Source organism: Aeromonas bivalvium, assembly GCF_000819765.1.
Lineage (GTDB): Bacteria > Pseudomonadota > Gammaproteobacteria > Enterobacterales > Aeromonadaceae > Aeromonas > Aeromonas bivalvium.
Window position 1 is genome coordinate 25,588 of record NZ_CDBT01000011.1, and the last position, 20,896, is coordinate 46,483.

Genomic DNA, 20,896 nt, shown 5'->3' on the forward strand with positions numbered 1-20,896 from the left:
CCCCTTTGCTTATTGGCTGTTCAGCCCAGCTTGTGCAGGCGCGCCGTGACGGCGTCGGCCAGCATGGCCAGCAGGGTCTCTGTGTCTTCCCAGGACAGGCAGGCATCCGTGATGCTCTGGCCGAAGGTGGCGGCGCAGCCGTTCTCCACCTCCTGGCGGCCTTCCACCAGGAAGCTCTCGGCCATGATGCCGGCGATGCCGGTGCGGCCGCGGCGCAGCTGATCGCAGATGTCCTGGGCCACCAGCAGCTGACGACGGTGATCCTTCATGCTGTTGCCATGGCTGAAGTCCACCACCAGCCGCTCGGGCAGGCCCACCTGGGCGAGGGCTTCGCACGCCTCGTCGATGCTGGCGGTGTCGTAGTTGGGCCTGTGACCGCCGCGCAGGATCACGTGACCGAAGGGGTTGCCGGCGGTGCGGTAGATGGTCATCTTGCCGTCCTTGTCCGGGGAATAGAAGATGTGGCTGTGGCGGGCGGCGCGCACCGCATCGATGGCGATGCGGGTGTTGCCGTCCGTGCCGTTCTTGAAGCCGACCGGGCAGGAGAGGGCGGAGGCCATCTCGCGGTGGACCTGGGATTCGGTGGTGCGCGCGCCGATGGCGCCCCAGGTGATGAGGTCGCTGATATACTGACCGGTCACCATATCGAGGAACTCGGTGGCGGTGGGCATGCCCAGGGCATTGATGTCCGCCAGCAGCTTGCGGGCCAGCTGCAGACCCTGGTTGACGTCGAAGCTGCCGTCGAGGCGGGGATCATTGATGAGCCCCTTCCAGCCGACGATGGTGCGCGGCTTCTCGAAATAGGTGCGCATGACGATGCACAGGCTCTCCTTGTACTGCTCGCGCAGGACATTGAGGCGGGTGGCGTAGTCGAGGGCGGCGACCGGATCGTGGATGGAGCAGGGGCCAATGATGACCAGCAGGCGCTGATCGTCACCGGTCAGTATGGCTTCCACTTCGCGGCGGGCATCGAGCAGGTTCTGGGCGATCGTGTCGGTAATGGGGAAGGCGCTGGCGAGTTCGCTTGGGGTGATGAGGGACTCCAGGCGACGGGTGCGCAATTCATCGGTGTGAATGGACATAAGAAACTCAAGTCTCGAGTGGGTGGCATGGCCACAGGCGGCGAAAAAAAGCAAAGGGATAAAATAAAGCAAAATCCTGTCGATTGAAACCTTGGCTGGCTCTGCTAGGATGTGAGCCCGTTTTATCCCTACCCGAGGTAGTTTTTGTGGCAAAACCTGGCGCGACCGGCCTGACCCGCATCATCAAGGCAACCGGTTACAGCATCAAGGGTCTGAGATCCGCCTGGCTCAACGAGGCCGCCTTTCGGCAAGAGCTGATCCTGATCCTGCTGTTGATGCCGCTCGCCTTCTGGATTGGCGACTCCCTGGATCAGATCCTGCTGCTGATTGCGGTGAGCTGGCTGGTGGTGATCGTCGAGATCCTCAACTCGGCGGTGGAGGCGGTGGTGGATCGCATCGGATCCGAACACCACGAGCTGTCCGGGCGAGCCAAGGATCTGGGCTCGGCGGCCGTCTTCATCGCCCTGGCGCTTAATCTGCTGGTGTGGGGCGCCCTGGTGGGACGCAATCTGCTCGGCTGGTGGTGATAGCCCCCAGGCGACGGTGAAAACAACAAAGGCGCCCGATGGCGCCTTTGTTGCGACTGGCACTGCCTTCTTACTCTGCGATGAGCAGGATATAGGAACGGTTGCGGCGCCAGATCTTGCGTTTGGTGTCGTTGAGCTTGAGTTTGCGTCTGGGGCTCCAGCCGCTCCTTGTCGCCTTGACCAGACGTATTCTTCTACGTTTTTGCATCTTGGTCTCCTGCCCCCTTGCTCGCTCGAGCCGGGGGATCCTCATGTTGCATATGGGTACTCAAGGTGGGGCACTGCTGACACTGCCATTGACCATGGCGGGCCCGGCTGCCGGGCAATGGCGCAGTGTCGGACAGGATCCGCTGTGTCGGCATCATAGCAGGGCGGCTGGCGCTAAGACAGGGGCGAATATCAGCCTTGTTCGGCACCCGTGATCCGGCTCACGGCCTCCGCGATGGGGCTGGGGGCCGCCTGGCTCACCGGTTCGCTGTCATCCTCGTCCAGGGCCTCGAGGCGGCGCGCCTTCTGCTGCTCGTTGTCGAGCCAGAGCAGGCTCTGGTAATACTGGCGCACATTGTTGACATAGTTGCGGGCCTCGCCGCCCCGGGCGTAGCCGTAGCGCACCTTGCTGTGCCATCTGGATTGCTGCAGCAGCGGCAGCACCTCCTTGACGTCCCCCCAGCTGTCGGGATCCTTGCCAAGCAGCTTGGTGAGGCGGCGGGCATCCATCATGTGGCCATAGCCGATGTTGTAGGCGGTGAGGGCGAACCACACTTTCTCATCCTCAGGGACAGAGTCCGGCACCTTGTCCATCATCAGCTTGAGGTAGCGGGCGCCCCCCTCGATGCTCTCCTCCGGATGGGTCCTGTCCTTCACCCCCATGGCCTTGGCGGTGTTCTCCGTCAGCATCATCATGCCGCGTACCCCTGTGTAGGAGCGGGCATTGGGGTCCCAGTGGGACTCCTGATAGCTGATGGCGGCCAGCAGGCGCCAGTCGATGTCCAGGGCGTGCTGCTTGAACAGGGACTGGTACCTGGGCAGGCGCTCCTTGGCCCGGCGCAGGAAGGTGCGAGTATCGACGAAGTCGAAGTTCTGCACATGGCCGAAGTACTTCTCGTCGAGCTTGGCGATGGCGCCATCCATGAAGCGCTGGCCGAAGAAGTCGATGACGCTGGCATAGAGGCTGTCATCGGGCAGCCGGTTCATGGCCCAGGCCACCGTCTGGTTGTCGGAGAGGGTGAGCGCCTCGGCCAGCTCCGGGTAGTAGCGCTGGGTGCGGGCCAGCACTGTGTCCTGCACTATGGTGTAGTCGATCTCGCCCTTGGCCACGGCCTTGAGCAAGTCCTCCGTGTCCATCCTGGCGTCCGCGCGCCAGCTCAGGGTCGGGTGCTGCTTGCCATAGGCCTTGAGCAGGTCATCCCCGGTGGAGCCCTGGGCCACCACCAGCTGGCCGTCGATGTCCGCCAGGCTGCGGGGACGGCGGGTACCGTTGCGATAGACCAGCTTGGGGGAGACCTGATAGAAGCCGGGGCCGAAACGAAACAGGGCGCGGCGCTCCGGGGTGACGACGATGGCGGCGGCGGCGAGATCCAGCTTGCCCCGCTCCAGCAGGCCCACCAGCTCGGCGCTGGTGTTGACCGGCACTATGGTCAGCTTGACCCCGAGCCAGTCGGCGAAGGACTGGGCCAGCTCGTAATCGTAGCCCAGGGCCGTGTCGTCCCGCTGGTAATAGGAGGTGGGACCGTACAGGGTGCCGACCCGGATCTCGCCCCGTTGGCGGATCTGTTCCAGCTGGCTGGAGGGGGTGTGAAAGTCACAACTGGCGAGGGCCAGGGTCATGGTCACGGCGAGCAGCAGTCGAACAATGGGGCGCAAGTAGGTGAATACCCTTGTTGAAAATATCGACGATCGTCGGGAAACAGGCCTCTTTATACCAGAGAGTCGGAGGCGAGTCACATCGATGGCGAGGATAAAAACGTTTGTCCGGCAGGGGCGGGATCCCTATAATACGCGCGTCTCAAATCCCCCCACACATTAAAACTTGGTGAGAAAGGTCATATGGAAATCTTGCGAGGTGCGCCTGCACTGTCTGAGTTTCGTATCAACAAGTTGCTGCAAAGCTTCGCGCACAGAGGACTCGAGATAAGCAGTATCTACGCCGAATACGTGCATTTTGCCGAATTGACTGCGCCGCTCTCCGATGGCGAGCGAACGACACTGGAACGGTTGCTGCGCTACGGCCCGACCATCCAGGAACACGCCCCCAGCGGCCAGCTCTTCCTCGTTACCCCCCGTCCCGGCACCATCTCCCCCTGGTCTTCCAAAGCAAGCGACATCGCCCACAACTGCGGCCTGACCCAGGTCAAGCGGCTAGAGCGCGGCCTTGCCTACTATGTGGAAGGCGAGCTGACCGCCGACCAGCGCGCGGAAGTGGCCGCCCTGCTGCACGATCGCATGATGGAGACCGTCTTCTCGGCTCCCGAGCAGGCGAGCGCTCTGTTTGCTCACCATGAACCGCGCCCCTTCACCCAGGTGGACGTGCTCGGCGGTGGCCGCGCCGCCCTGGCCGAGGCCAACGTGGCCCTGGGTCTGGCCCTGGCCGATGACGAAATCGACTACCTGGTGGAGAACTTCACCCGCCTTGGTCGCAACCCCAACGACATCGAGCTCTACATGTTCGCCCAGGCGAACTCCGAGCACTGCCGTCACAAGATCTTCAACGCCGACTGGACCATAGACGGGCAACCCCAGTCCAAGTCCCTGTTCAAGATGATCAAGAACACCTTCGAACAGACCCCGGACCATGTCCTGTCCGCCTATAAAGACAACGCCGCCGTGATGGAGGGCAGCGAGGCTGGCCGCTTCTTCCCGAGCAGCAAGGGGGAGTACCAGTATCACCAGGAGCGGGTCGACATCCTGATGAAGGTGGAGACCCACAACCACCCGACCGCCATCTCCCCCTTCCCGGGGGCGGCCACCGGCTCCGGCGGCGAAATTCGCGACGAGGGTGCGACCGGTCGTGGCGCCAAACCCAAGGCGGGTCTGGTGGGCTTCTCCGTCTCCAACCTGCGCATCCCCGGCTTCGAACAGCCCTGGGAGCAGGATTTCGGCAAGCCGAGCCGCATCGTCAGCGCCTTTGACATCATGCAGGAAGGCCCGCTCGGCGGCGCGGCGTTCAACAACGAATTCGGCCGTCCGGCCCTGCTCGGCTATTTCCGTACCTTCGAAGAGAAGGTGCCGAGCCACAACGGCGTCGAGGTGCGCGGCTATCACAAGCCCATCATGCTGGCGGGCGGCCTTGGCAACATCCGCAGCGAACACGTGCAAAAAGGCGAGATCCCGGTCGGCGCGGCCCTGATCGTGCTGGGCGGCCCGGCCATGAACATCGGCCTGGGGGGCGGCGCGGCGTCCAGCATGGCCTCCGGCCAGTCTGCCGAAGACCTCGATTTCGCCTCGGTACAGCGGGACAACCCCGAGATGGAGCGCCGTTGCCAGGAGGTGATCGATCGCTGCTGGCAGCTGGGCGATGACAACCCCATCGCCTTCATCCACGACGTGGGTGCCGGTGGTCTCTCCAATGCCATGCCCGAATTGGTCAACGACGGCGAGCGCGGTGGTCGCTTCGACTTGCGCGCCATCGCCAGCGACGAGCCGGGCATGAGCCCGCTGGAGATCTGGTGCAACGAATCCCAGGAGCGTTACGTGCTGGCGGTGCCCCAGGAGAAGCTGGCGCTGTTCCAGGCCCTGTGCGAGCGCGAGCGCGCCCCTTATGCCGTCATCGGCACCGCCACCGAAGAGAAACACCTCACCCTCTCAGATGCCCATTTTGACAACCAGCCCATCGATCTGCCGCTCGACGTGCTGCTCGGCAAGGCGCCCAAGATGCACCGGGACGTGCAGAGCCTGCCCGCCCAGGGCAAGGCGCTGCAACTGGACGGCATCACCCTGAATGACGCGGCCGAGCGGGTGCTGCGCCTGCCGACCGTGGCGGAGAAATCCTTCCTCATCACCATCGGCGATCGCACCGTGACCGGTCTGGTCAACCGCGACCAGATGGTCGGTCCCTGGCAGATCCCGGTGGCCGATTGCGCCGTCACCGCCGCCACCTACGACAGCTATCACGGCGAAGCCATGTCCATGGGGGAGCGCACCCCGGTGGCCCTGCTCTCCCACGCCGCCTCTGCCCGCATGGCGGTGGCCGAGGCCCTGACCAACCTGGCACCGGCCCATATCGGGTCGCTCAAGCGGGTCAAGCTCTCCGCCAACTGGATGTCCGCCGCCGGTCACCCGGGGGAAGATGCCGGCCTCTACGACGCCGTGAAGGCGGTGGGGGAGGAGCTCTGCCCCGAGCTCGGCCTCACCATCCCGGTGGGCAAGGACTCCATGTCCATGAAGACCCGCTGGCAGCAAGATGGCGAGGAGCGCAGCGTCACCTCGCCGCTCTCCCTGCTCATCACCGCCTTCGCCCGGGTCGAGGATGTGCGCAATACCGTCACCCCTGTGCTTCGCACCGATCTGGGTGAGACCGACCTTATCCTCATCGACCTTGGCAACGGCAAGCAGCGCCTGGGCGCCTCCGCCCTGGCCCAGGTCTATCGCCAGCTCGGTGACAGCGCGCCGGATCTGGACAACCCGACCCAGCTCAAGGGCTTCTTCAACGCCATTCAGGCCCTGGTGGCGGACAGCAAGCTGATCGCCTACCACGACCGCTCCGATGGCGGCCTGTTCGTGACCCTGGCCGAGATGGCCTTCGCCGGCCACTGCGGCCTCGACATCCAGCTCGACCGCGTCGGTGGCGAGCTGCTGCCGGCCCTGTTCAACGAGGAGCTGGGGGCCGTCATCCAGGTGCGCCGCGAGGACAAGGAAGCCGTGATGACCCTGCTGGCGGGCCATGGCCTGGCGGCTTGCGCCCATGTGATAGGTACCGTCAACGACGGCGATGATCTGGTGATGAAGCGGGTCGGCCAGGAGGTCTATCGCGCCAGCCGCACCGCCTTGCGTACCCTCTGGGGCGAGACCAGCTGGCAGATGCAGCGCCTGCGGGACAACCCTGAGTGCGCGGATCAGGAACATGCCGCCCGTCAGGACGCCACCGACCCGGGCCTGCACGCCAGCCTGAGCTACAACCCGTCCGAGGATGTGGCCGCGCCCTATATCGCCCGAGGGGTTTCCCCCCGTCTGGCGGTGCTGCGCGAGCAGGGGGTCAACTCCCACGTCGAGATGGCGGCGGCGTTTGACCGTGCCGGCTTTACCGCGGTGGACGTGCACATGAGCGACATCCTCAGCGGCCGCATCGAGCTTGGCCAGTTCCAGACCCTGGTGGCCTGTGGCGGCTTCTCCTACGGCGACGTGCTGGGGGCAGGGGAGGGCTGGGCCAAGTCCATCCTGTTCAACGACAACGCCCGCGAGCAGTTCCAGCGCTTCTTCGAACGTGGCGATACCCTCTCCCTGGGGGTGTGCAATGGCTGTCAGATGATGTCCAACCTGCGCGACCTCATCCCGGGGGCCGATCTCTGGCCGCGCTTCGTGCGCAACCGCTCCGAGCGCTTCGAGGCGCGCTTCAGCCTGGTGCAGGTGCAGGACTCTCCGTCCGCTTTCTTCGCCGGCATGGCGGGCTCTGTGATGCCCATCGCCGTCTCCCACGGGGAAGGACGGGTGGAAGTGCAGGACGCCGCGCACCTTGCCGCGCTGCAAGCCAGCGGTCTGGTAGGGCTGCGTTTCGTGGACAACCGGGGTCAGGTGACCGAAGGCTACCCGGCCAACCCGAACGGTTCCCCGGACGGCATCACGGCCGTGACCACCAGGGACGGCCGCGCCACCATCATGATGCCGCACCCGGAGCGGGTGTTCCGCACCGTGGCCAACTCCTGGCACCCGGACAACTGGGGCGAGGACGGCGCCTGGATGCGCATGTTCAGAAACGCACGGGTTCGCCTCGGCTGATGCAGGCAACCCCATCATGCGAAAACCGGCCCATGTGGCCGGTTTTTTTTATTCGCAAAACAGGAACTATGACCCTGCCTGCCCAATGAGGCCGAGCGCGGCGTTGGCAGTGGGGAAGGCTCTCCGGCCCAGGAGGCGCGGGATCGCTGGTCAGCGTCCTCTGAAAGAGATCGGGCAAGGGGTGAGAGACAAGGGGGAGGGTGGCAGGGAGGGGCCTGCATGACGAAAAGCAAGAAACCGACCCAGAGGTCGGTTTCTTTCAATTTGGCGGTGGGGGAGGGATGATTCGCCACTGCGTGGCTCACTCCTTCGGGGCGGCCCTTGGCCGTTCATCGCAGCAAGCTGCTCTGCTCGAACCCGGACGAGGGTTCTCACCTTCCCTCCATTGGCATCTGAGCAGCGTGCTGCTTCAGATGCAAAAAAACCGACCCTGAGGTCGGTTTCTTTCAATTTGGCGGTGAGGGAGGGATTCGAACCCTCGTGCTCGTACTTCACAGCACAAATATAACCTTCAATTTCAATAACTTACGCAATGATTTGTCGCAATAAAAGCAGCGTGATTGTCTCAGGTAATTGCTATGAGACTTATCGTACTTTTATATAGAAAATTAATGAAATGTCAACCACATAGGTTGTGGCAATTGACTGCGTTGTAGCTCCTATCTGACCGATGCAAAGGCACTTGGAGAAACTGCTTAACACAAAAATCTGTCTTGTATGGGGTCAGATAAGCTCTAAATAGCTGTTCCGAATAGTAGATCACCGGAGGAAGGGAACTCAGTCCAGTTTGTGCGATCTGATTAGTCGCTAAACAAAACAAGCCACACCCAAAGGACTGAGTTTATGCCTATCCTACCACCTCTGCCACGACCACAACGGCGCCGCATTCACAAAATCATCCATGCCACCCGTGATAAAGGACATGCTCGTCGCTTGATGGCCATCTTGCTCTTACATGAAGGACGCACGATCACCGATGTTCATCACCTTACCGGCGCTGCGCGCTCGACCATCGGTCGTTGGCTTCGGTGGTATCGAGATGAAGGCATAGATGCGCTAGAAGCCTTACCGGCTGGCCGTGCCCCAGTCTTACCTATCGCCAAGATTGTCACCTTACTGGTGCTGCTCATGCAGTTTTCTCCGCAAGATTTTGGTTATCAGCGCAGCCGTTGGTGTACTGAACTATTGGCTATAAAAATCAATCGATTAACAGGGCTCAATGTGGCAGCCTCCACGCTCCGCCGATGGTTACCTCGTATGGGCATTGTCTGACGCAGGCACCGTGCCGACCTTGCGGATAAAAGACCCAGCCTATCAGGAAAAAATGGCGAATATCGACGCCGCGCTGGCCCGCTGTGATGCCGATAATCCGGTGTTTTATGAGGATGAAGTCGATATAGACCTCAATCCCAAATTAGGAGCCGACTGGATGTTCAGAGCGCAGCAAAAGCGGGTTGTCACACCGGGGCAGAATGCCAAGCATTATCTGGCAGGCGTTCTCCACGCAGGCAACGGAAGGGTACTTTACGTCAGCGGGATCAAGAAAAACTCATCGCTGTTTATTGCCATGCTGGAAAAGCTGCGCCACCACTACCGACGAGCCAAAACCATCACGTTGATCCTCGATAACTACATCATTCACAAAAGCAAACAGACCGAGCGATGGTTGAAGAAGAATCCCAAGTTCTGCCTGGTGTTCCAGCCAGTTTACAGCCCTTGGGTTAATCACATAGAACGGCTATGGCACAAGTTACATGAAACCATCACGCGCAATCATCAATGCAGAGGGATGGCAAACCTGCTGGCCCGAGTGAAACACTTCATGGATACCGTGTCTCCTTTCCCGGGGAATGGCTATGGCACAGCGAAGGTGTAGCACTATTGGGATCAGTTATTTAGAGGTTGCCGGCGAGGCGTCAGAAAATGCTGGAATCGGCCCTATCCTGACGCGGCCCAAGGTTCCGGCCTGACGCCTAGTTAGGGCGTACTTCAACTGGACGTTCGCGGCGGGCCTACGTTGGGTTTTGGTTCCATTGCTCCCCAAATCCCGAATAGGGAGCAGTGGAACAGGAAACGCACTTAAGCCAAGTCGGCTTAGCGTACGATTCTTCCCGAATTCTGCGGCTTCCCTTTCCAGCCCTTGGCGGTCATCTGTGGGGCCAGTTGCTCGAAGCAATCGGCGGTCAATGCCTGATCGGTCGTGATGGACCAACTTCATGCGTGGACGCTGTCGCCGGCAACACAAGATCTGGAGTTGTCGATCAGGGTGCGTTTAAACGCTACGGGAACGCAGAGCTACACCGAGCCGCTATCCTGATGCACCAAGGCTCCATTCTTGGAGCCTTTCTTGACCTGATACATCGCCTGATCGGCATGCTCGCTGAGCACCTCGATGGTCGTTCCATGCTGAGGGTAGAGCGCGATACCGACACTAATGGAAATTCGTGCTTCGCCACCCGCAGGCAAGGGGATTGGTCGGCGGACCTCCGAGATGAACAGGCTGGCCTTTTTGAGCGCCTCCTGTTCGTCGCTGACGTGTTGCAGCAAGGCCACGTACTCATCGCCTCCCACCCTGGCGAGCGTGTCGGAGGCACGGATGCAACACAGGAGACGGCGGGCCACGGTCTTTAGCACTACATCCCCCGCTTCGTGGCCATGGGTGTCGTTGACCGACTTGAACCCATCCAGATCCATGAACAGCACAGCCAGATGCGTGTTCTCGCGCTCTGCCAATGCAAGCGCCTGCTGTATGCGGTCACCGAGTAAGACCCGGTTGGGTAGATCGGTCAATACGTCATGATGCGCTCGATGGTGATAGGTATCCAGCTCCTGTCTGGACCGGCTGATGTCCTGATGGGTACCGTACATGATGAGAGGCTTGCCATCCCGATCCCATTTCCCCACCTTCCCGCGGTCCAGCACCCAGATCCAGTGCCCATCCTTGTGGCGCATTCTGGCCTCACACTCGTAGAACGGTAACTCCCCCGCAAAGTGCTGCTTGAGCAGCTGTTCTGACTTTTGCAGATCTTCCGGATGCGTGAGCTTTACCCAGGTGACGATGGAGATCGGCTCAAGCTCTTGGAGCTTGTATCCAACGATCCTCGCCCATTCCTCATTGAAGACGGTTTCACCGCTCTGGACATTCCACTCCCAGGTGCCGACCCGGGTGCCTTCAAGAATGGCGCTCAATCGAGACCTCTCCAGAGACAGGTCTTCTGTCATCGCGCGGGCCGCCGCTTCTGCCCGGGACCGACCCGACACCAGCAAAAACATCAGCCCAGCCAGCATGGCACTGAGCAAGACACCGGTTACCGCGATCACGATCGGTAGCCTTCTGTCCACCCGTTGCAGAAGGCTCGTGCTGCCATGAACGCGAACGGTCCAGGTTTGTCCCATCATGCGCAGCCGATGCACCGATTCAAACCCTGGACGGATATCGGTACGCCCTGAACTGCCAAAGTGAGTTCGTGTCGCTTCAACCATCTCTTCGCCGTCGAAGATGTCGATGATCAGGTCACGCTCCTGCTCTCCGAGGAGACCATGCAGGAAGTCTGTCATGCGAAACGGTGCATAGACCCAGCCGCGCAGTTGTTCCCGGCGCTCTGCTACGGTTGCCGCTGGCTGGTCAGTAGCGTAGATCGCCTGGTAGATCAGGAACCCCGACTGCTCCTGAACCCCCGTTTCCTGCTGGAGACGCACACGCCCCGAAAGCGCGATGGCACCCGTATCTACCGAGCGCTGCATGGCCTCGCGCCGCACGGGTTCTGAATACATGTCGAAGCCGAAGGCACGCAGGTTGCGTCCCGAAAACGGCTCCAGATACACGATCGAGGAATACAGGTCTCGTTGGCCTGCTGGTTGCACCGTGTAAGAGGGAAAGCCTTCGGCGCGGACCTGATCGATGTGGGTTTGCAGATCGGCAGGCCGGATGGCCCTGGCGAAGCCCACGCCTTGGATGCCAGGCAGGTACTGGTCCAGAGCCTGGCGATCGGAATACCTTCGGAAATCTTCACGTCCGACATCATCATGCACATCAAAGAACCCGGCCGTGCCCCGCAGGACCTGCTGGTAGGTGGCCATGCGGTTCTCGATGCGCTCAGCAGCCTCCCGGGCGCGGAAGTCGAAGTAGACCTGTTGTCGTTGATAGACGGACTCGACGATGAGTTGGTAAAGCACTACGGTGGAGCACAGGCCGATCAAAAAAACCACAAGAGGGATTAGCCTCGGCGACAGTCGGCTTGGTTTGCCAGAGGGGATCATTCGCTATGCCTTCTTGTTGATTTTCCAAAGCTTAAAATTAAACGCTACCATAAACAGCAACAACAGCAACTCTCCGAAACTCTTTCCTGATTTCTTCTTCTTCCTTGCGAGCTTGGATCTTGGCTTCACGCTCGGGCGTGCTCATTCCTTCGTAGCTGACTCCAGTATGCAAGAGTCGCGCAGCGCTAAAGATGTAGAGCAGTTACTCGGGCGAGTATTGCGGATGCCATATGCCAAAGCTCGCAAGCACCCCGAACTCAATCAGGCCTATGCACACATCACTGCACGCAGCTTTGGTGAAGCGCTGCACAGCATCCAGGATAATCTGGTCAATAACATGGGCTTTGATCCGATGGATGCCGCTTTGGCACTCCAGTCACAGCCAGCGGGGAACAACAGCCTTTTTAACGATGAAAGCGATGGCAGTGGTGGAACCGCCCCCAGCCAGCCGTCCATGAGTGTACCGTTGCCAGTGATGCCGCAAACCCCCGTATCGGCAGAGCTACAGGACAAGATCGAAATTCGCCCAACTCAAAGCGGATCAACTGTATTGATCCATGGGGAGATGACTCAAGAGGTTGAGGATTTCATTCTAACTGGTGTGCCCAAGAAACATCAGGCGATGGTGCAGCAGCGAATGGAGCAAGAAAAGGCCCGCCATGACGCCCAGACCAGCCCAAGTGCTCGAGGTGTTTTATTCCGTCAACTGCCGCTACTTTGCTGGCGTGATAACGGTTTTGCTTCCCTTGCTGATGCCGAGGGAAGGTGCGAATAAGTCACCAAACATAAAAATGCGCCCTTGTAAGCATTTGAATTTAATGAACTAAATTTTTCTGTTTCGTTGTAGAGGGTGCTTATTCGCACCCTCCCTAGTGCGCACTTCCTTCGGTATCAATTTCAGACCCTTTTTGAACATGCTGTAGGGGGTCTGACCCTCCATCATCCTGCCCTGATGTGGCCGCTCGGTGTTGTAGTGTTCCAGGTAGCTATCCAGGTCTGTCTGCATCTGTTCTACCGACTCATACCAGGTCGTCCTCCCCTTGATACGGAAGTGCTCATCCAGCAGTGTGCGGTGCAACCGCTCGATAAAGCCATTGCTCTGCGGCCTGCGTACCTTGGTGGTCCGGTGCTCAATCCCCTCCAGTTGCAGGAACAGCTCGTAGGGATGATGGTCAGGGCGCCCACAGAACTCGCGCCTGTTGTCCGACAGGATGGTATAGACCCGCGCCTCATGGGCTTCGAAGAACGGCAATACCGTTTCATTGAGCACATGAACCGAGGTCACCGGCAGCTTGCTGGTGTAGAGCCGTCCCCAGGCATGGCGGCTGTAGCAGTCCAGTACGGTTTGCAGATACACCTTGCCCACCCCCTTGAGTGCGCCGACGAAGAAGGTGTCGACCGCCACCAGTTCCCCGGTGTAGTGAACCTCAATTTGGCGTTCGCGAAACTCGGGGCTGAAGCGCTCGAGCAGGCGGATCTGCTCGTCATTGAGCTCAATCGTCTGTTCCCTGTGGGTTTTCTCGAGGCGCAACAAGCGGTCATGCTTGGAGAGCAAGTCGTGACGTTGCCACACGCCACGCACACCGCCCGCACTGACGTTGATGCCTTGCAGAGCCAGTTCTTGCGCGACCCGCAGCGGGCCATGGGTTGGTCTGGTGAGAGAGCAATCGAGGATGGCTTGCTCAATCTCGGGAGCGACCCGGTTGGGATGAGCGCCTTTACAGCCGGGGAGTTTGTCGAGCAAGCCCTCGGCGCCATAGGTCTGGTAGTTACGGCGAATCTCGTAGAACTGCTGGCGGCTGTAGCCGATGAGCTTGCAGGCTTTGCTGACGTTATTGAGCTCTTTGGCGAGCTCTAGCAGGCTGAGTTTACGACGTGCTACTTTCTCGTTGGTGGTCATACGGTGACTCCGGATAACACGGTAGGGGTACCGTTTTGTTATCCGGTTTGAAGCCGTATGACCACTCCCTTTTGTGGACAACTGTCAGGTGAATACCATCTCCATACATGAAGGCTCATATCGGTGTCGATGCCAAGAGTAGCCTGACGCACAGTCTGGAGACCACGGCAGCCAATGAGCATGACCTCAATCAAGTGGGAAATCTGCTCCATGGCGAGGAGGCATTTGTGTTCGCTGACGCAGCGATATCAGGGGTGCGGAAAATCGTGAAGAGCTGGCGGATGTAAGGGCACCAATGGGCGATTGCGATTGCGATGCGACCAGGCAGGCTCAAGGAGCTCAACAAGCATCCGCGAAAAAACAAGGCTGTGATTGCCTTTGAGAGGCTCAAATCCAGCATCCGCGCCAAAGTGGAGCACCCGTTTCGGATCATCAAACGTCAGTTTGGCTTTGTGAAGGCGCGGTTCAAGGGGCTGCGCAAGAACGACAACCAACTGGCGATGTTGTTTACGCTGGTAAATCTGTTTCGCGTGGACCAGATGATACGGGCATGGGGGGGATAGCTGTGCCCAAAAATCGAGATAAGCCTCGAAAATGAGGCTAAATGGCGCTTAATAGCCGAATACTTGCGACAAAAAGTTAGGTTTTTGGAGTGATGGGCATTTCAAATGCGGACAAAGAGCTCGTGGTGAAAGTGCGATCCACTTGTTCGCACCTTCCCTAGACTAACTGCTCGCGACACAAATCCCGTTATCCCGCAGCATTCCATCCGAACACCGTGCGACAGTGGAGTGAAACGCATCGCTGAGGTCGTAAACCGGATCGTGGAGCAAATTGAACTCGGTCACTAACAGGCTGGGGTTCATATGAGGATGGCTTGGGATTGCACCCAGCAGGTGGTTACGCAGATGCTGGGTCATCTGGAAAAAGTCCTTGCCCGATAACAGGGGGGTATCCAATCGAATCAGCTCAGTGAATGGCTGTGGATAGCTAGAGTCGATGATATAGCCGCTGACCTGATAGGTGTATGTTCGAGCCCTTAGTCGCCTCTGGCATCTATGCCCATCCTCTGGCTGCGTATAGCACTGCTCCCGGGGGGGCTGCGGGATAAACTCGAGATGCGGCAGATCGGGATGACCCAGCAGGATAAATTGGGTGATCAGGCAGTGTCGAACGTCGGCGCTACCAGAGCCAGCATTAAAACCAGCCTCGACGCTGTCACGTCGCAGTTGGTTGAAATGTTTAGCCAGCAAAATGGGTTGGTTATAGGATCTTTCATCGATAAATGGGAGTGCAGATCCGGGCTCGGTGATATAGCCGTTTAGGTGGTAGATGAATGGGCCGATGAAAGGCTTTTTAGGGCGCTGTTGCCCAAATCAGTTGTAAGAGCACAGCTTCCCCAGCCCCAAGTGACCGCTACACTCAGGGCTGTCTGACGGGCAGACCAAGGCTGTTCAGTTTGTTTATTGCTCCAACATACGCCATCACTTCCCCTACCTGACCGTTGTATGTTCGCAGACTGATTTTCCCCGCCAGCAACTGTTTGAACCGATACATCGCTGTTTCCGCCAGCGAGCGACGGTGATACCCCGATATCTTCTTCCAGTGCGCCAGCCCTTCCTTGCGCATTACCTGCACAGCCTCATTTCTTGGATGTCCCTTTTCCCATAGGCCAGCGTTCTTGCGAGGTGGGATACAGGCTGTCGCCCCTTTGTACGAGATAAGCTGATGGCTGGCTTTGCTGTCGTAGGCGCCATCCGCATAAACCCGGCCCAGCTTACGCCGCAGTGGATTGAGTAAGGTTGGCAGCACCTCGGCATCATGGACATTCTCCAGTGACACTTCTGCTGCCACGATATCGTGGGTTGCCGGGTCCACCGCCAGATGCAGCTTGCGCCACACTCGCCGTTTCTCGGCGCCGTGTTTTCTGACCTTCCACTCGCCTTCACCAAATACCTTCAGACCGGTCGAGTCGATGACCAGGTCGGTGATACGCCCCTTGGCCGGCTGCCGATAGGCCACCGTTACCGTGCGGGCCCGCTTGCTTACGCAGCTATAGTCCGGTGCGCACAGCGGCACATTCATCAACTCGAACAAGGAGTCGAGTAGCCCCTGAGTTGCGCGAAGCGTGAGGTTAAAAATCCCCTTGAGCATCAGGAAGGTTGAGATGGTCTGGTCGGTGTAGAGCTGGCTGCGGCACCGTCGTCCGTGATGGTCGTGGTGGAACCAGTTGTTCATGACCTCGGCATCAACCCAGAAGGTGAGCGAGCCACGCTTAATCAAAGATTTGTTGTATTGAGGCCAGTTAGTGATGGAGTGAAGCGACGCGCCCATGATGCAGACTTGAAGGGAATGGTAGTGATCAGATCACTGCGTCCTCAGTTAGTTCCATTCACGCTGCATCGATTTGGGAACAACGCCCTTCGCGTATCATTTTTGAACATTAAATGACGCCTGATGACACCAATGCCTTCCTTCATGTGGAAAGAGGTCGCCAAGCTGGCAGTGGGCTAGCGAGTGTCACTGAGCGGGAACTTCACATTCATCTTTACCCCTGCTTTTCACGCGGGAAAATTTGGAACCCGCCTTCGGACAAGGGGCGGAGGAAATTGCCATCAAGGGGTAAATTCAGTGTTTTTACTCTGATCCTGGGCTAATTTTGGTGCGTATCTCTGTACAGTTTGTGACACATCTTGTGTACAATCCTCAGCCCGATTTTTCTCTCCAGCCAGGCCATGGCTCAGGCCGTTATCCATCCCAGAATGAATCAAGTGACCGCGACCCACCCCATGCTCGACAGTTATTACAGCAACGACCTGGTGTTCTTCTCCATCCTGCTGGCGGTGCTCGCCTCCTACACGGCGCTGAACATGACGAGCCGGGTGAGCCAAAGCCAGGGATGGGGCGCCGCCCTCTGGCTCACGGGGGGTGCCTTTGCCATGGGGTTCGGTATCTGGTCCATGCACTTCATCGGCATGCTCGCCTTCAACCTGCCCATCGCGCTCGGCTACGATCTCCCCCTCACCGGTCTCTCCCTGGTCGCGGCCATCGGCTCGTCGGCCTTCGCCCTCTGGCTGGTGAGCCGCCCCCAGCTCCCCTGGGGACGGATCCTGTTCGGGGCCGTGCTGATGGGTGCCGGGATCGCCACCATGCACTACATCGGCATGGCGGCCATGCAGATAATGCCCGGCATTCACTACCAGAGGGGGCTCTTCGTCCTCTCCATCCTCATCGCCGTGCTCGCCTCGGGGGCCGCCCTCTGGATTGCGTTCAGGCTGCGCAACAGCAGCCCGCACGCCTTCTTCAGCAAGGCTTGCGCCTCCCTCGTCATGGGCAGCGCCATCATTGGCATGCACTACACCGGCATGGCGGCGGCCCAGTTTCCGAAGAGGAGTCTGTGCGGTGCCCTCTACACCGGGCTCGATACCCAGTGGCTGGCGACCGTGGTCATCATCGTGACCCTGGCGGTATTCGCCATCGCCCTGGTGCTCTCCATGCTGGATGCCCACGCAGCGCGCCTCTCGACCTCCCTCCAGCAGGCCCACAACGAGCTGCTGAAACTGGCGTTGCACGACAGCCTGACCCGGCTGCCCAACCGGTTGCTGTTCGCCGACCGCCTGGAGCAGCGCATTCAGGAGTGTCAGCACAGCCAGCGCAGCTTCTCCCTGCTGTTTCTCGATCTCGACGGCTTCAAGATCATCAACGATGCCTACGGCCACCACACCGGGGATCTGCTGCTGGTCGAAGTGGCGGAGCGGATCACTGCTCTGCTTGGCCCCAATGATACCGCCTCGCGCTTCGGGGGGGATGAGTTCGTGCTGGCCCTGGCGCCGGGGGACATCGGCCAGACCACAGCCTTCGCCGAGCGTCTGCTGGCCACGCTGGCACAGCCCTATCAGTGTGAACACCACAGCCTGCACATCACCGCCAGCATCGGCATTGCGGTCTATCCCCAGGACGGCACCAGCCTGCACGAGCTGACCCTCAACGCCGACGCCGCCATGTACTACGCCAAGGAGCGGGGGCGCAACCACTACAACTACTTTGACAGCCCCATGAACGCCAACGCCCACCAGCAGTTCCTGCTGCAACAGGAGCTGCAACACGCCCTGGAGCGGGGGGAGCTCGCCCTGCACTACCAGCCCAAATACGCTGCCCGTAGCGGCGAGGTGGTCGGTGCCGAGGCCCTGCTGCGCTGGCAACACCCGCAGCAGGGGGCCATCTCGCCGGCCTGCTTCCTGCCCCTGGCGGAGAAGAGCCGACTCATCATCCCCATCGGCAACTGGGTCATCGATGAGGCGTGCCGCCAGATGAGCCGCTGGCGTGACGCGGGACACCCGGACTGGAGCGTGGCCGTCAATCTCTCCACCATACAGCTGGCCAGCCCCGGCCTGCTGGAAGAGGTGGAATCCGCCCTCGCCCGCCATCGGCTGGAGGCCCGTCACCTGACTCTGGAAATCACCGAAACCACCGCCATGGAGAACGCCGAGGAGAGCCTGGCCATCCTCAACCGCCTGGCCGAGCTCGGGCTTGGCATCTCCATCGACGACTTCGGCACCGGCTACTCCAGCCTGCTCTACCTCGAGCGCTTTCCCGCCAACGAGCTCAAGATAGACAGGGGCTTCGTCACCACGCTGGCGCCACAGGGGGGCGATGCCACCATCATCGATGCCATCATCGCCCTGGGCCAAGCCCTAGAGATGCGCATCGTGGCCGAAGGGGTAGAAACCGAGGGACAGCGCGCCCTGCTGACCCTGCTCGGTTGCGACACCCTACAGGGGTATCTGCTCGGGCGCCCCATGACGGGCGACCAGCTGCTGGCGCACTGCTGCGCCGAGGTGGCAATCCCAGACAGCATGTCCGCCTTAACCTGCCCCCTATCTGCGCCCATCACGCATTCACCGATTGCGCCTTGCCTTGGCTCTGGGTACGCTGCGACAACATGACTCAAATGCTGCCACCCGTCCCGTCAAACGGTGCAGCCTGCACGTTCTCCCTATCGCAACAAGGCAGTTCACACCAGGAGCAACAGATGGCCAGATCGGCATCAACCCAGAAGGTGAGTGAACCACGATTAATCAAAGACTTGTTGTATTTAAGCCAGTTGGTGATGGAGTGAAGCTACGTGCCCATGATACAGACTTGAAAAGGATGGTGGTGATCAGATCACCAAGTCCTCAGTTAGTTCCATTCAAGCTGCATCGATTTGGGAAACAACGCCGCTTTTTAGTTAAAATTATCATGATTAGTCCAGTGGGGGAAATTGGCAAACGGTTGCTGTTGTGATGATATAACAATCATCCTATTTGAATACTCGGGAGCAGAACCCGATCACCAGCCCCACGAAAAATTAGTATAAATAGAGATATTGAAATTTTTAAATTTCTCCCGCCATTTCAAAATCCTATCGCATAGTTGATCCATCATGAGTCGCCATTGGGTATCTAAGAGATGTGCCCACGGTAAACCGAGAGATTGCCTCTGTCAAGCCAAAAAAATGGATCATGCCATTGATTTTAAAGGAGTTTTTTATTGAAAAAATAATTGTACAAATTTTGCTCTTGGTTTTTTTTTGCTCATTTTGGGTGTTTGTTGCACAGTTATTGACCGGCAATCCCCCCCCCCGAAAAACTGGGGTGCTTATAAGTACAATTTTCTCGTATCTTGAATGCACCCGTACCACTTGGCCGACGGGTCTCTCCTAACGAGCTCAGAGTTGACCGTTAATACACTGAGATGAGTTCTTATTGACCGGCCTGCATTGCTAAACTCTGGATCATATATTCACATAGAACGCAGTTCTATGTGGAATTTATGAAAGTAAAGACGGCTTCCGATGAGACGCATTTTTACAAATGGCGATAAGGAGGAGAGTGCACTGAAAAAGAGGCAGCGTGAAGTTCAATCCCAGCCAGTAAAATAATAAAACCGTTTTTTTGTTTTCATGAAAAAATTCCTTTTTTATTTGAAAACAAACGGGGGGGTTAGATTTTTTTAAAATTAATACTTGATGCTTTCATACCTACTTATTTTCGAGATGTCAACCGATGAGGATAAGAGTAGATTTATCCTCATCGAGCCGGGGGATTGTTAAGGGGGTGCAATATATCACATGCAATACTTATATATATGTAGTTCATTGCACCATTGCATCCAATTAATTGGCGGATGTGGATGAATCTGCTAAATGTGTGATAGCAATGCCATCTGTTAATACATATTCAGTCCGTTCAGATGTCGCCACCCTTGTCACCCAACCATTATCGACACATTTTTTTATGTAATTTTTTGCCTGCCGTTCTTTTACAGAGAAATACTGGCAAAACCTCTCGGTCAATGTGGTGGCAGAAATCGCCTCCTGGCCTTCCAGTGCCTCCAGCAGCCCATCCATCAGCCTGTCGCGCTCCTCCCCGATGGCACTGACTAATGTCAGCCCAATACGATTAAGGAGTATTTCGTCAGGTGTTTCAACAGCCCTCGCACTGAACGTCAGGTTGTAGCGAGCGCCCTGACCCTCTCGCGTCCCCAGTGAGATGACACCATCGGCCTCACCATGAATCGAAGAAGCTCCCCGCATGCTCATTACGCCAGCCTTAACCCCACCTGCATTAGGCGAAGCCTTTCTTGCGTGATGAACGATGATGTGTGCAGCTGAGCCGCTGATTTTTCGAATGGCTCGCATCACCTGACCCATTTCGCCATTGTTGTTTTCCTCTGCATTATGCATCCGAGCGAGGACATCCCAGATGATCAAATCCGGTTGAATGTCGTTGACAATATCTATTATTGCCTGTGATGCCATAGGATCTAATACATCAGTCGATTTATAATCGCCGCACCGCAAGAATGTTTTAATGTTTTTTGCATCTCCCAAGTTGGTCTGTGCCGACATGGTGTAGTACCGCTGCCAAAACAATCTGTCATTGACCTCAAAATCCATATACAATACGAGAGCTGGCCTTTTAATTTCCCAATTTAAAAATACACTACCGCTGGCTACAGCCAAGCCCAACTGCGTTGCAAGCAACGATTTACCCGTTTTGGGCGAGCCATTAATAATCCACTGTTCGCCTTTTTCAATCAGATTATCCACCACCCAATTAGGGCGTTGCTGGCTGGAAATTAATCCAGCAGCAGGACTGAAATTATAATGTTTTTCATTATTCATAAACATACCTATATTATTGTGGTGACTT

Annotated in this window: 12 protein-coding genes, 1 other RNA gene and 2 pseudogenes; 6 read left to right on the forward strand and 9 right to left on the reverse strand. The window is 58.2% G+C overall.

Annotation, left to right across the window (positions count from 1 at the left end):
- Positions 1-20: 20 nt before the first annotated feature.
- Positions 21-1,082 carry a 3-deoxy-7-phosphoheptulonate synthase gene (locus tag BN1119_RS04560; RefSeq protein WP_041994623.1) on the reverse strand — a complete coding sequence of 354 codons (1,062 nt, stop codon included), beginning with the start codon at positions 1,080-1,082 and terminating at the stop codon, positions 21-23.
- 146 nt (positions 1,083-1,228) lie between these two features.
- On the opposite strand from BN1119_RS04560, the gene BN1119_RS04565 reads away from it, so the two are divergent.
- The gene (locus BN1119_RS04565) at positions 1,229-1,609 is read left to right on the forward strand and encodes a diacylglycerol kinase (protein WP_041994625.1); all 381 of its coding nucleotides are present in this window, start codon (positions 1,229-1,231) and stop codon (positions 1,607-1,609) included.
- Positions 1,610-1,679: 70 nt separating this feature from the next.
- Here the strand turns inward: BN1119_RS04565 and BN1119_RS04570 are convergent, their stop codons facing one another.
- Together BN1119_RS04570 and mltF are read right to left on the reverse strand one after the other, a co-directional pair.
- Complete coding sequence (locus BN1119_RS04570; RefSeq protein ID WP_157438619.1) at positions 1,680-1,817, reverse strand: hypothetical protein; 138 nt, start codon at positions 1,815-1,817, stop codon at positions 1,680-1,682.
- A gap of 191 nt (positions 1,818-2,008) precedes the next feature.
- On the reverse strand, positions 2,009-3,472 hold the full coding sequence (gene mltF / locus BN1119_RS04575) for a membrane-bound lytic murein transglycosylase MltF (RefSeq protein ID WP_041994631.1): 1,464 nt from the start codon (positions 3,470-3,472) through the stop codon (positions 2,009-2,011).
- Positions 3,473-3,655: 183 nt separating this feature from the next.
- Between mltF and purL the strand changes: the two genes are divergently transcribed.
- On the forward strand, positions 3,656-7,540 hold the full coding sequence (gene purL, locus BN1119_RS04580; RefSeq protein WP_041994634.1) for a phosphoribosylformylglycinamidine synthase: 3,885 nt from the start codon (positions 3,656-3,658) through the stop codon (positions 7,538-7,540).
- 265 nt (positions 7,541-7,805) lie between these two features.
- On the opposite strand, the gene BN1119_RS19775 is transcribed toward purL, so the two are convergent.
- Positions 7,806-7,935: non-coding RNA, RtT sRNA (locus BN1119_RS19775), on the reverse strand.
- Between the two features lie 448 nt (positions 7,936-8,383).
- Here BN1119_RS19775 and BN1119_RS04585 point away from each other — a divergent pair.
- Positions 8,384-9,416: pseudogene (locus BN1119_RS04585) on the forward strand (IS630-like element ISAhy2 family transposase).
- Between the two features lie 419 nt (positions 9,417-9,835).
- Here the strand turns inward: BN1119_RS04585 and BN1119_RS04590 are convergent.
- Positions 9,836-11,740, reverse strand: coding sequence for a CHASE domain-containing protein (locus tag BN1119_RS04590; RefSeq protein ID WP_167335455.1), 1,905 nt, complete (start codon positions 11,738-11,740; stop codon positions 9,836-9,838).
- Between BN1119_RS04590 and BN1119_RS04595 the strand changes: the two genes are divergently transcribed.
- Positions 11,721-12,575: a hypothetical protein gene (locus BN1119_RS04595; protein ID WP_209434886.1), complete on the forward strand. Its 855-nt coding sequence runs from the start codon at positions 11,721-11,723 to the stop codon at positions 12,573-12,575. The genes BN1119_RS04590 and BN1119_RS04595 overlap by 20 nt on opposite strands.
- A gap of 48 nt (positions 12,576-12,623) precedes the next feature.
- On the opposite strand, the gene BN1119_RS04600 is transcribed toward BN1119_RS04595, so the two are convergent.
- A complete protein-coding gene (locus BN1119_RS04600) occupies positions 12,624-13,700 on the reverse strand; it encodes an IS481-like element ISAs19 family transposase (protein WP_041994644.1) in 1,077 nt (358 codons plus the stop codon).
- 107 nt (positions 13,701-13,807) lie between these two features.
- Here BN1119_RS04600 and BN1119_RS19780 point away from each other — a divergent pair.
- Positions 13,808-14,263: pseudogene (locus tag BN1119_RS19780) on the forward strand (transposase).
- Positions 14,264-14,425: 162 nt separating this feature from the next.
- Here BN1119_RS19780 and BN1119_RS20365 read toward each other — a convergent pair.
- A complete protein-coding gene (locus BN1119_RS20365; protein WP_157438620.1) occupies positions 14,426-14,953 on the reverse strand; it encodes a hypothetical protein in 528 nt (175 codons plus the stop codon).
- A 169-nt stretch (positions 14,954-15,122) separates the two neighbouring features.
- Entirely contained in the window at positions 15,123-16,034 is a 912-nt protein-coding gene (locus BN1119_RS04615) for an IS5 family transposase (RefSeq protein WP_041994650.1), read from the reverse strand.
- Between the two features lie 428 nt (positions 16,035-16,462).
- Between BN1119_RS04615 and BN1119_RS04620 the strand changes: the two genes are divergently transcribed.
- The gene (locus BN1119_RS04620; RefSeq protein WP_244463677.1) at positions 16,463-18,646 is read left to right on the forward strand and encodes a putative bifunctional diguanylate cyclase/phosphodiesterase; all 2,184 of its coding nucleotides are present in this window, start codon (positions 16,463-16,465) and stop codon (positions 18,644-18,646) included.
- A 1,211-nt stretch (positions 18,647-19,857) separates the two neighbouring features.
- Here the strand turns inward: BN1119_RS04620 and BN1119_RS04625 are convergent.
- Positions 19,858-20,868 carry an AAA family ATPase gene (locus BN1119_RS04625; RefSeq protein ID WP_041994706.1) on the reverse strand — a complete coding sequence of 337 codons (1,011 nt, stop codon included), beginning with the start codon at positions 20,866-20,868 and terminating at the stop codon, positions 19,858-19,860.
- Between the last annotated feature and the right edge of the window lie 28 nt (positions 20,869-20,896).